The sequence below is a fragment of the Pseudomonas sp. NPDC085632 genome, from assembly GCF_044541255.1.
Lineage (GTDB): Bacteria > Pseudomonadota > Gammaproteobacteria > Pseudomonadales > Pseudomonadaceae > Aquipseudomonas.
On sequence record NZ_JBITSX010000049.1, the window covers coordinates 39,146 to 50,875 of the forward strand.

9 protein-coding genes are annotated in these 11,730 nt (G+C 59.7%); 4 read left to right on the top strand and 5 right to left on the bottom strand.

All coding sequences use genetic code 11. The annotated features are described in order from the left end of the window. Window positions 1–19 precede the first annotated feature (19 nt). Together ACIF4X_RS23950 and ACIF4X_RS23955 are read right to left on the bottom strand one after the other, a co-directional pair. Window positions 20–3,493: a NahK/ErcS family hybrid sensor histidine kinase/response regulator gene (locus tag ACIF4X_RS23950; RefSeq protein WP_397484003.1), complete on the bottom strand. Its 3,474-nt coding sequence runs from the start codon at window positions 3,491–3,493 to the stop codon at window positions 20–22. A gap of 246 nt (window positions 3,494–3,739) precedes the next feature. Continuing rightward, window positions 3,740–4,282, bottom strand: coding sequence for a TetR/AcrR family transcriptional regulator (locus tag ACIF4X_RS23955; protein WP_397484004.1), 543 nt, complete (start codon window positions 4,280–4,282; stop codon window positions 3,740–3,742). A gap of 91 nt (window positions 4,283–4,373) precedes the next feature. Here ACIF4X_RS23955 and ACIF4X_RS23960 point away from each other — a divergent pair, with 91 nt between their 5' ends. The 4 genes from ACIF4X_RS23960 (at window position 4,374) to ACIF4X_RS23975 (ending at window position 9,155) form a co-directional block, all read left to right on the top strand. Continuing rightward, complete coding sequence (locus tag ACIF4X_RS23960) at window positions 4,374–5,561, top strand: MFS transporter (RefSeq protein ID WP_397484005.1); 1,188 nt, start codon at window positions 4,374–4,376, stop codon at window positions 5,559–5,561. A 51-nt stretch (window positions 5,562–5,612) separates the two neighbouring features. Continuing rightward, window positions 5,613–5,924: a cupin domain-containing protein gene (locus ACIF4X_RS23965; protein WP_397484006.1), complete on the top strand. Its 312-nt coding sequence runs from the start codon at window positions 5,613–5,615 to the stop codon at window positions 5,922–5,924. A 105-nt stretch (window positions 5,925–6,029) separates the two neighbouring features. Then, a complete protein-coding gene (locus ACIF4X_RS23970) occupies window positions 6,030–7,181 on the top strand; it encodes a TDT family transporter (protein ID WP_397484007.1) in 1,152 nt (383 codons plus the stop codon). Window positions 7,182–7,280: 99 nt separating this feature from the next. Beyond that, window positions 7,281–9,155 carry an MFS transporter gene (locus ACIF4X_RS23975; RefSeq protein WP_397484008.1) on the top strand — a complete coding sequence of 625 codons (1,875 nt, stop codon included), beginning with the start codon at window positions 7,281–7,283 and terminating at the stop codon, window positions 9,153–9,155. A 122-nt stretch (window positions 9,156–9,277) separates the two neighbouring features. Here ACIF4X_RS23975 and sugE read toward each other — a convergent pair whose 3' ends face one another. The 3 genes from sugE to rdgC form a co-directional block, all read right to left on the bottom strand. After that, window positions 9,278–9,592, bottom strand: coding sequence for a quaternary ammonium compound efflux SMR transporter SugE (sugE, locus tag ACIF4X_RS23980; protein ID WP_003223093.1), 315 nt, complete (start codon window positions 9,590–9,592; stop codon window positions 9,278–9,280). Window positions 9,593–9,711: 119 nt separating this feature from the next. After that, window positions 9,712–10,677 carry a bile acid:sodium symporter family protein gene (locus tag ACIF4X_RS23985; protein WP_397484009.1) on the bottom strand — a complete coding sequence of 322 codons (966 nt, stop codon included), beginning with the start codon at window positions 10,675–10,677 and terminating at the stop codon, window positions 9,712–9,714. Window positions 10,678–10,838: 161 nt separating this feature from the next. Continuing rightward, a complete protein-coding gene (gene rdgC / locus ACIF4X_RS23990; RefSeq protein ID WP_397484010.1) occupies window positions 10,839–11,729 on the bottom strand; it encodes a recombination-associated protein RdgC in 891 nt (296 codons plus the stop codon). Window position 11,730 lies beyond the last annotated feature (1 nt).

Here is an 11,730-nt window from a genome sequence, read left to right on the forward strand (position 1 = left end):
TCCGGACGATCTTTTGCTTCTACAGCGGCAAATACCGACTCAACAACGCCCGCAACGCCGCCGGCTTCACCGGTTTCGGCAAATAATCCAGCCCCGCCGCATGCACCTGCGCAACCATCTCCGGTCGCCCGTCAGCACTGATCACCACCCCCGGCACCGGTTCACCGAGGCGCGTGCGCAACCACGCCATCAACTCGGTGCCGGTATCGCCGTGATCGAGGTGATAGTCGACCAGCGCCAGTTGTGGTCGCACGCCGTCACTCAGCAGCGCCGCACATTCCTCACGATTACGCGCCGTCCACACCTGACAGCCCCAGCGGCTCAACAAGCTATTCATGCCGATCAGAATGCTGTCTTCATTGTCGATGCACAGCACCTGCGCACCGTTCAGTAACTTGCCGTTCAGTTCGACGACGGCACTCTTCGGCACCGCTTGTGAGCAAGCCAGCGGCACGCGGACGCTGAACACACTGCCGCGTCCTGGCCACGAACGCACACGCAAGGTATGCCCGAGTACGCGGCACAAACCATCGGCAATCGCCAAACCCAGCCCGAGGCCTTTTTCGGCGCGGGTCTGATGGCTGTCGAGGCGTTTGAATTCCTCGAAAATCACCTGCTGTTTATCTTCCGGAATCCCCGGCCCGCGATCCCACACTTCCAGACACAGTTCGCCGCCGCCGCGTCGGCGCACGCCCAGCAACACCGGACCCTTGGCATAGCGGAATGCGTTGGTGAGAAAGTTCTGCAGAATCCGTCGCAGCAATTTGATGTCGCTGTCGATGCGCAAATGACTGCCACGCACACGGAAGGTCAAACCTTGTTCCTGTGCCAGCGCCTTGAACTCGGCGCCGAGAATGTCGAACAGCTCATTGACAGCGAAAGGCTTGCGGTCGGGGTTGATCTTGCCGTTTTCCAGTCGGGAGATATCCAGCAGATCGCTGATCAGATCCTCGGCCGAGCGCAACGAGCTGTCGAGGTGCTGCACCAGTTTCTGCGCCTCGCTGCTCAAGCCATCGTCCTGATGAGAGAGGGCGGCAGAGAACAGTCGGGCAGCGTTCAGTGGTTGCATCAAGTCATGGCTGACTGCCGCGAGGAAGCGGGTTTTCGACTGGTTGGCCGCCTCGGCAGTGCCCTTGGCTTCGGTCAACGCGACGTTGAGTTGCGACAGTTCCTGGGTGCGTTCGCTGACCCGTTGCTCCAGGCCTTCGTTAGCTTCGGTCAGCGCTTGTTCGGCTTCGCGGAACGCGGTGATGTCGGTGAAACTCATGACGAAGCCGCCGCCCGGCATCGGGTTGCCGATCAACTCGATCACCCGGCCGTTGGGGAACAGCCGCTCAGACGTATGCGCACGGCCCTGACGCATCCAGTGCAAACGGCGGGCAACGTGCACTTCCGCTTCACCGGGGCCGCACAGACCGCGTTCGGCGTTGTAGCGAATGATGTCGGCAATCGGCCGGCCGACGCTGATCAAGCCGTCGGGGTAGTTGAACAGTTCCAGATAGCGCCGGTTCCACGCCACCAGTTTCAGCGACTGGTCGACCACGCTGATGCCTTGGGTAATGTTCTCGATCGCACCTTGCAGCAGGGCGCGGTTGAACTGCAGCACTTCCGAGGCTTCGTCGGCGATTCGGACTACATCCTCCAGTTGCATTTCCCGACCTTCGATGGCGGCTTTTACCACGGCGCGCGTCGAAGAAGCGCCAAGCACACCGGCCAACAAACGCTCGGTATGGGCGATCCATTCGCCGTCGGCATTCTGGTTCGGGTTGAAGCCTTTACCCTGGCGATAGGCGAAGCGGATGAAGCTTTGGCGCGCACGTTCTTCACCGACAAAGCGCGCGGCCAGTTGCAGCAAGTCGTCGATCTGCACCGCCAGCATCGAGCGTGCACTCGGCCGTGCGCTGATCTCCTGTCCGATGAAGCGCCCGGCCTGCCAATGCTCCGACACGCGCGTACGCGACAGCACCGAAACCCAGGCAAACAAGGTGAAGTTACCGGCCAGCGACAACACCACACCTTGGGTCAGTGGGGTAATCGGCAGGTTCAGCGGATTACTGTGCAACCACGCCAGCCCCGGAAAACTGCTCAGCGACCAGCCAAGGCTGTGCGCGGCAATCGGCAGGATCAACGTGTAGAACCACAAGAAAGTACCGGCGGCCAGACCTGCGAAAACACCGCGACGGTTGGCCTGTTTCCAGTACAGCGCGCCGAGCATCGCTGGCGCCAGTTGGGTCACGGCAGCGAAAGCGATCTGGCCGATGGTCGCCAGGCTCGCGGTCGAGCCAAGCAGGCGATAGCTGACATACGCCAGCAACAGGATCACCACGATACTCACGCGCCGCACCGACAGCATCCACTGACGGAACACTTCAAACGGGCGCTCGGCGTTATTGCGGCGCAGCAACCACGGCAACAGCATATCGTTGGAGACCATGGTCGACAGCGCCACACTGGCAACAATCACCATGCCGGTTGCCGCTGACGCGCCGCCGATGAATGCCAGCATCGCCAGCGCCGGATGGGCCTGAGCCAGTGGCAGGCTGATCACGAAGGAATCGGGCAGCACGTCGCTGGGCAGCAGCATCTGACCGGCTAAAGCGATCGGGACTACAAACAAAGCAGCCAGTGCGAGGTACGCCGGAAACACCCATTTGGCCAGACGCAGATCCTGCGGATCAATGTTCTCCACCACCGTGACGTGGAACTGCCGGGGCAGGCAGATGATCGCCATCATCGCCACACCGGTCTGCACCACCATCGACGGCCAGTTGATGGTTTCTTTCCAGTATTCCTCAAGCCGCGGGGCGAGCATGGCCTGGTTGAACAAGTCATCGAAACCGTCATACAGGCCATAGGTGACGAAGGCGCCGACGGCGAGAAACGCGAACAGTTTGACCAGCGATTCGAAGGCAATCGCCAGCACCATGCCACGGTGGTGTTCGGTGGCATCGAGGTTGCGCGTACCGAAAACGATGGTGAACAGCGCCAGCACCAGCGACACGATCAGCGCGGTGTCCTGCGCGCGGGTGCCCATGGCGTCGGCACCGGCACCGATCAACAGGTTCACGCCGAGGACAATGCCTTTGAGTTGCAGGGCGATATAAGGAAGGACACCAACCAGACAGATCAGCGCGACAACCACGGCCAGCGATTGCGATTTGCCGTAACGCGCGGCGATAAAGTCAGCGATGGAGGTGATGTTCTCCTGTTTGCTGATCATCACCATTTTCTGCAGAACCCACGGCGCGCCCACCAACAGCAGGATCGGCCCGAGGTAAATCGGCAGGAATGACCACAGTTGTTCCGCCGCCTGACCGACTGCGCCAAAGAACGTCCAACTGGTGCAGTAAACCGCCAGCGACAGGCTGTACACCCAGGCACGCATACGCGGCGGCAACGGCGCGCTGCGGCGGTCGCCGTAGAAGGCGATGGCGAACATGATGGCCATATAGGCCAGGGCGACGGCGGCGATCAGCCCGGTGGACAGCGACATGCAACACTCCCGACAAAAGACTCCCCGGCACTCCTGCCCGGGCGGACAGTCTCGCATGCGCGGGGCGGTTAGTCAGTGTCGACCAAGGTCGTGGCGTGGCGGGGTGTCGCAGGTTTGGAACCGGGTGGTTTTTGTGGTGACCGGTCGGGCCTCATCGCTGGCAAGCCAGCTCCCACATTATTCACGGCGCCACAAAATCAGGGTTCACTGGAGATCTTTGTGGGAGCTGGCTTGCCAGCGATGGCGTCAGTCCTGACGCAGTGCAATATCAATCAGCCGATGCAGCTCATCCACCTCCAGCGCCGCCGCCGAAAACAGAATCCGGAACACCACCGGCGCAACCACCAGATTGATCAACCGATCAACAGTCGGTGCCACTTCATCCGGGTGCCGCTCAATGATCGTCTGCAACTGCGCGCCAATGATCGTTACGCAATACCCCGGCGTCGCGCTCGCCTGCACGTCGCGCATCATATTGCGCCCGGGCTCGGAACTCATCTCGTCGAGATACTGCTCGGCCCACGCACGGATATCGCTGCGCAAACTGCCGGTTTGCGCCGGTTCACTGTCCGGGCGCATGCGGGCGAGGGCCACGTCGGCAAGCAGCGCCGCCAGATCACCCCAGCGCCGGTAAATCGTCGACGGCGTAACTCCCGCACGCGCGGCGATTTGCGGGACAGTCACGGTCGAACGCTCCTGTTCCTGCAGGAGCGCGCGGACTGCCGAATGAATTGCATCTTGCACCCGGGCACTGCGGCCGCCGGGGCGTAAACCTTCTTTAATAGCCATGGGGCAGACCTTAACACAAAGAATTTGCTTTAAGCGCGAGGCAGTAGCACACTCCGCAAAAGCAAAAAATTAGCTTTTGCGGAGTGTGCACATGACCAGTCTTGCTTCCAATCGATCCAGCCTGTGGTTTCTGGCGATCACCTTACTCAGTTTTCTCGCCGCCTCCACTGCGCCGACGCCGTTGTATCACTTGTATCAAGATCAACTGCACTTCTCGGCAGCGGTGCTGACGCTGATCTTTGGCGTTTATGCGCTCAGTCTGTTGGCCGCGCTATTAACCGTCGGCTCGCTGTCCGATCACCTGGGACGCAAACCGGTGATCTTCACCGCCGTGCTGCTCAATGCGTTGGCGATGCTTGTGTTTATCTACGCTGACAGCGTGGCGTGGCTGATCAGTGCGCGCGTACTGCAAGGGTTTGCCACCGGCATGGCCACGGCTGTTTTGAGCGCGACCCTGCTCGACACCGACCGTCAGCAAGGACCGTTGATCAACAGTGTGGCGCCGTTGCTGGGCATGGCATTGGGCGGCATGGGCTGCGGTTTGTTGGCCGAATTTGCGCCTGCGCCGTTGCAACTGACCTATTGGCTGCTGCTCGCCCTGTTTGTATTGCAGGGCGTTTATGTCTGGCGCCTGCCGGAAAGTGTCACGCCGCAAGCGGGGGCGTGGGCATCGTTGCGGCCGACATTGCACGTGCCGAATCAAGCGCGCTCAACCTTGTGGCAAGTCCTGCCTTTGAACACCGCAACCTGGGCGCTCGGCGGTTTTTATGCATCGTTGGCGCCATCGCTGGTGCGCACCGCCACCGGTTCGGCGTCCAATCTGATCGGCGGCGCAACCGTGGCAGCCTTGACGGTGACCGGTGCATTGATGATTTTCACGCTGCGCAATCGTCCCGCGATTCGAGCGTTGCAGTTGGGCGCGAGCCTGTTGCCGATCGGTCTGGTGTTGATTCTGCTGGGGGTGCACAGCGCCAGTCTGTCGCTGTTTTTCCTCGGCACGCTGGTGGCCGGTTGCGGCTTCGGTTCAGGCTTTCTCGGCGCCGTGCGCAGTTTGGTGCCGCTGGCCTTGCCCCATGAACGGGCGGGGTTGATGGCGGCCTATTACGTGCTCAGTTATCTGGCGTTCTGCCTACCAGCGTTGCTCGCCGGGCACTTGTCGCGCAGCTACGGTTTGCTGGCGACCACCGATGGTTACGGGACGATTTTGATCGTGTTGGCTGTTGGCGCGCTGTTGTTGAGCCTGCGCCCATCGGCAGCCAAAGTGTGCCGCGCTCCATAAACGGTGCGCTTTCGGTTAGCCTTGCCCAGCCTTCTTCTCACGGATCGACTCATGAAGATTATTCGCAGCAAGACCTTCACCGCCGAGCGCGCCTGGGACGCGCTGGACATCGCCAACATGAACGGCATCACCACGCGCCTGCACTGGACGGATCAGCCGTATAAATGGCACGTCAACGACGGCGAGGAAGTGTTCGTGGTGCTCGATGGCCAAGTGCGGATGCATTACCGCGAGCAGGGCGAAGAAAAGCAGGTGCAGCTCGATGTCGGTGACATCTTCTACGCGAGCGTTGGCACCGAGCACGTCGCCCATCCGCAAGGCGCAGCGCGGATTTTGGTAATCGAAAGCGAAGGCAGCGTCTGATTGCTTATTGGTAAAACAGATAACAGTTAGAGATATTACCCGTTATATAGATATTCGATTCGGTTCTACCATGGACTCAACCTCACCAGAGGACAGGAGTTCATGATGATTTGCCCCAACAGCGCCAAACCCGGTATCAAGCCGTTCCGTCAGCTTCAGCATCCGCGCGAAGTGATCCGCCAGTTCACCCCCAACTGGTTTGCCGCCACCATGGGCACCGGTGTGCTGGCGTTGGCGCTGGCGCAACTGCCCTTGGCCATTCCAGGCCTGCACGCCATCGCCGAAGGTTTGTGGTTGTTCAACATTCTGTTGTTCAGCCTGTTTACCGTCGCTTACGCCGCGCGCTGGATCTTGTTCTTCGATGAAGCGCGACGGATCTTCGGCCACTCCACGGTATCGATGTTCTTCGGCACCATTCCCATGGGCCTGGCGACGATTATCAACGGCTTTCTGCTGTTCGGCCTGCCGCGCTGGGGGGATGGAGTGATTCATCTCGTCGAAGTGCTGTGGTGGATCGACGTAGCCCTGTCGCTGGCCTGCGGCGTGTTGATTCCGTACATGATGTTTACCCGTCAGGAACACAGCATCGATCAGATGACCGCCGTTTGGTTGCTGCCGGTGGTGGCAGCAGAAGTGGCAGCGGCCAGCGGTGGCTTGCTCGCACCGCATCTCACCGAAGATCAGTCGCAACTGGTGGTACTGACGACAAGCTACGTACTCTGGGCCTTTTCCCTCCCGGTGGCATTCAGCATTCTGACCATCCTGTTGCTTCGCATGGCCCTGCACAAACTGCCCCACGAAAACATGGCCGCTTCGAGCTGGCTGGCCCTAGGCCCGATCGGCACCGGCGCGCTGGGCATGTTGCTGCTCGGCGGTGATGCGCCAGCGATCTTCGCGGCGAACGGTCTGCCGGGCATTGGTGAAATCGCTTCGGGCCTGGGTCTGGTGGCCGGAATTACGCTGTGGGGCTTTGGTCTGTGGTGGATGCTGATGGCGCTGCTGATCACCGTGCGTTACTTGCGCGACGGCATCCCGTTCAACCTCGGCTGGTGGGGATTCACCTTCCCGTTGGGCGTGTATTCGCTGGCAACCCTGAAACTTGCAAGCACCCTGAACCTGACGTTTTTCAGCGTTGTCGGTACGGTGTTGGTGATGTTGCTGACGTTGATGTGGCTGATTGTCGGCAAACGCACCGTGCAAGGTGCCTGGCGTGGCGAGCTGTTTGTCTCGCCGTGCATCGCAGGTTTGAAGAAATAACCGGAAAAGTTTAGGTAAGGTGTGGCCTGGATCGCGCTTCGAGATTCCAATAAGCAGTACCCAGGCCTCGCTACCTTCAACATCAGGGAAACACGGAAGATGAGTCACCCCTCACAGTTCAACCTGCTGCGCACCCGGCGCTTCTTGCCGTTTTTCATCACGCAGTCCCTCGGCGCGTTCAACGACAACGTGTTCAAGCAGTCGCTGATCCTCGCCATTCTCTATCGGCTGACCATCGAGGGTGACCGTTCGATCTGGGTCAACCTGTGTGCGTTGTTGTTTATCCTGCCGTTTTTTCTGTTCTCGGCATTGGCCGGGCAGTTTGGCGAAAAATTCGCCAAGGACGCGCTGATCCGTCTGATCAAACTCGCGGAAATCGCGATCATGGCCGTAGGATCGGTCGGTTTCCTGTTCGATCATTTGTCGCTGATGCTGGTGGCGCTGTTTGCCATGGGCACTCATTCGGCGCTATTCGGGCCGGTGAAGTATTCGATTCTGCCGCAGGCGCTGCGCGAGGATGAGCTGGTGGGTGGTAACGGCCTGGTGGAGATGGGCACGTTTCTGGCGATTCTCGCCGGAACGATCGGCGCCGGGGTCATCATGTCTTCGACCCATTACGCGCCGCTGGTCTCTACAGCCATTGTCGGTATCGCCGTGCTGGGTTATCTGGCCAGCCGCAGTATTCCTCGTGCCGCAGCCGCGTCGCCGGAAATGCGCCTGAACTGGAACATCTTCAGTCAATCCTGGGCCACCCTGAAACTCGGTTTGGGCCAGACCCCGGCGGTGTCGCGTTCGATTGTCGGTAACTCGTGGTTCTGGTTTGTCGGGGCGATTTACCTGACGCAGATTCCGGCCTATGCCAAAGAGTGGATGCACGGTGATGAAACTGTTGTAACGCTGATTCTCACTGTGTTCTCGGTCGGTATTGCACTTGGCTCGATGCTTTGCGAGAAGCTGTCCGGGCGCAAGGTCGAGATCGGCCTGGTGCCGTTCGGCTCGTTTGGCCTGACCGTGTTCGGTCTGCTGCTGTGGTGGCATTCCGGTGGAATCCCCGACAGCATCACCGGCCATAGCTGGATTGAAGTGCTGGGCTTCGTGCATACCTGGGCGGTGTTGGTCGACATACTCGGCCTCGGTATTTTCGGTGGTTTCTACATCGTCCCGCTGTATGCCTTGATCCAGTCGCGCACCGCCGAGAACGAGCGCGCACGGGTGATTGCTGCGAACAACATTCTCAACGCACTGTTTATGGTGGTGTCGGCCATTGTCTCGATTGTGTTGTTGAGTGTGGCCAAACTGTCGATCCCGCAGTTGTTCCTGGTGGTGTCGTTGCTGAACATCGGCGTCAACGCCTACATCTTCAAAATCGTCCCCGAGTTCAGCATGCGCTTCATGATCTGGCTGCTCAGCCATTCCATGTACCGCGTCGAACATCGAAACCTCGAAGCGATTCCCGACGAGGGCGCGGCATTGCTGGTGTGCAACCACGTGTCGTTCGTCGATGCCTTGCTGATTGGTGGTGCAGTGCGTCGGCCGATTCGCTTTGTCATGTACTACAAGATCTACAACTTGCCGGTGCTGAACTTTATCTTCCGTACAGCGGGAGCTATTCCTATCGCCGGGCGTCAGGAAGATATTCAGATCTACGAAAAGGCCTTCACCCGTATTGCTCAATATCTGAAGGACGGCGAACTGGTGTGCATTTTCCCTGAGGGAAAATTGACTGCCGATGGCGAAATGAACGAATTCCGGGGCGGGCTGACGCGGATTCTCGAGGAGACGCCGGTGCCGGTGATTCCGTTGGCGTTGCAGGGGTTGTGGGGGAGTTTCTTCAGTCGCGATCCGAACAAGGGCCTGTTTCACCGGTTGTGGTCGCGGGTCACGCTGGTGGCGGGTGCGCCGGTGGGCGTTGAAGTGGCAGAGCCGGCAAAGTTGCAGGCGTTGGTTGGGGAGTTGCGCGGGGCTGTTAGATAACCGCTGATTGAGCAGGCCTCATCGCTGGCAAGCCAGCTCCCACAGAGCTCTACAGTGAACATATCATTTATGTACACCACCGAACCTGTGGGAGCTGGCTTGCCAGCGATGGGGCCAGTGGCTTAAGCGCTGACCTTGAGGCCAATCAACCCGGTAATGATCAACGCCACACTGGCCAGCCGAATCAACGCCATCGACTCGCCAAACAGGATGATCCCGGCAATCACCGTGCCCACGGCACCGACGCCGGTCCAGATCGCATAGGCTGTACCCAACGGCAATTCCTTCATTGCAAGGCCCAGCAGGCCAAGGCTGATGGCCATGGCAGCAACGGTCAGTACGGTGGGCAGCGGGCGGGTGAAGCCGTCGGTGTATTTCAGGCCGACGGCCCAGCCGACTTCGAACAGGCCGGCGAAAAACAGAATGATCCAGGACATGAGAGACCTCCATCGATTGACGGGGTCGTCCCCAGATTAATGACTCGATCGAGCCGCAGGGTCGTCCCCGCGTTGCGCGCTAGTTTGACCAGCATTAACCCGGGGATCAAGTTTGCAGGTCAGTCCGCCGTTTGCTGCGCCAGAGTCTCGCGATCTTCCTTTTCACTCATGCGCCGGAAGTACGTCGACAGCAGTGCGCCGGAAATATTGTGCCAGACGCTGAACAGTGCGCTCGGAACCGCCGCCAAGGGCGAAAAATGCGCACTGGCCAACGCGGCGCCCAACCCCGAATTCTGCATGCCCACTTCCAGTGCCAGCGACTTGCGTTGGGCCAGCGGCAACTTGAACAGGCGCCCGGTGAAGTAGCCCAGCAAATAACCGAAGCTGTTGTGCAGCATCACTACGGCCATGATCAGCAGGCCGGATTCGGCGATTTTCGCCTGGCTGGCGGCCACTACGGCGGTGACGATGATCACGATGCTGACCACCGACACCAGCGGCAACACATCGACGGCGTGACGAACCTTGTCGCCAAGCAAACGCTGGGCAACCACGCCAAGAATGATCGGTAGCAATACCACTTGCAGGATCGACCAGAACAGCTCCATGAACGACACCGGCAGCCAAGCCGAAGCCAGCAGCCAGATCAACGCCGGGGTCAGCAGCGGGGCGAGGAGGGTGGTGACGGCGGCGATTGCCACCGACAACGCCAGATCGCCGCGAGCCAGCCAGGTCATCACGTTGGACGAAGTACCGCTCGGGCAGCAACCGACCAGAATCACCCCGACGGCGATTTCCGGCGGCAAGTGAAAGACCTGGCAAAGCAACCACGCCATACCGGGCATGATCACGAAATGTGCAACCACGCCCAGCGCCACGCGCCACGGATGGCGGGCGACGGCAGCGAAGTCGTCAAGTTTGAGGGTCAGGCCCATGCCGAACATCACCAGCCCGAGCAGCGGCACGATCGCGCCTTTGAGACCGAGGAACCACGCCGGTTGCAGGAACGCAATCACCGCGAAAATCAGAACCCAGTAAGCGAAGGTATTGCCGACGAAGCGGCTGAGTGCAGCCAGTGCGCGCATGGCTTGATCCTTATTATTTTTTACACCAAAAAACACTGTGGGAGCAGGCTTGCCAGCGATGGCGGCGTGTCAGACTCCACATAAGCCATCTGTAACACCGCTATCGCTGGCAAGCCAGCTCCCACATTTGAACCGGTCCCTTCATCAGGAACTGGTTGGCTTTAGATCCCCTGCGGAGTCTCTTCCCCACCCAAAGCTTCCACCAGCGCCGGCAGGAAGTCGCCAAAGGTCAGCATCATCAGGGTGAAGCTGGCATCCAGTTGTCCCAATGCCTCATCACCACCGTCCTGCTCCGCCTGATCCTGCAACAGATCTTCGAACTTCAGACGCTTGACGGTCATCTTGTCATCGAGCATGAACGACAGCTTGTCCTGCCAGGCCAGCGAAAGCTGCGTGACGACTTTACCAGTGCTCAGGTGCAGCTGGATTTCTTCGCTGGTCAGGTCCTGACGCTTGCAACGGACGATACCGCCATCTTCGTGGGTATCGCGCAGTTCGCATTCGTCCAGAACATAGAAGTCGTCGGCAGCTTTCTGCGTGGTGACCCATTCGGTCATGGTCGCGGTTGGCGACATTTTCACGGTCAGCGGACGGACGGGCAGGGTGCCGATCACTTCACGCAGGGTCGACAGCAGGTCTTCGGCGCGTTTCGGGCTGGCCGAGTTGACCAGAATCAGACCCTGTTTCGGCGCGATGGCGGCGAAGGTCGACGAGCGACGGATAAAGGCGCGCGGCAGGAACGCCTGGATGATTTCATCCTTGATCTGATCGCGTTCCTTTTTATAGACCTTGCGCATCTGTTCGGCTTCGATCTCTTCGACCTTTTCCTTGACCGCGTCACGCACGACGCTGCCCGGCAGAATACGTTCTTCTTTACGCGCGGAAATCAGCAGGAAGTCACCGCTGACGTGCACCAGTGGAGCATCTTCGCCTTTGCCGAACGGCGCGACGAAACCGTAGGTGGTCAACTCCTGGCTTGCACATGGACGCGCCAGTTTGGTGGCCAGTGCAGTTACCAGCGCCTCGGCATCGACAGGCACTACATGCCACAGT

Coding starts and splice junctions, on each gene's coding strand:
- ACIF4X_RS23950 (WP_397484003.1), bottom strand. CDS start 3,493: ATGTCGCTGTCCACCGGGCTGATCGCCGCCGTCGCCCTGGCCTATATG.
- ACIF4X_RS23955 (WP_397484004.1), bottom strand. CDS start 4,282: ATGGCTATTAAAGAAGGTTTACGCCCCGGCGGCCGCAGTGCCCGGGTG.
- ACIF4X_RS23970 (WP_397484007.1), top strand. CDS start 6,030: ATGATTTGCCCCAACAGCGCCAAACCCGGTATCAAGCCGTTCCGTCAG.
- sugE (WP_003223093.1), bottom strand. CDS start 9,592: ATGTCCTGGATCATTCTGTTTTTCGCCGGCCTGTTCGAAGTCGGCTGG.
- ACIF4X_RS23960 (WP_397484005.1), top strand. CDS start 4,374: ATGACCAGTCTTGCTTCCAATCGATCCAGCCTGTGGTTTCTGGCGATC.
- ACIF4X_RS23985 (WP_397484009.1), bottom strand. CDS start 10,677: ATGCGCGCACTGGCTGCACTCAGCCGCTTCGTCGGCAATACCTTCGCT.
- ACIF4X_RS23965 (WP_397484006.1), top strand. CDS start 5,613: ATGAAGATTATTCGCAGCAAGACCTTCACCGCCGAGCGCGCCTGGGAC.
- ACIF4X_RS23975 (WP_397484008.1), top strand. CDS start 7,281: ATGAGTCACCCCTCACAGTTCAACCTGCTGCGCACCCGGCGCTTCTTG.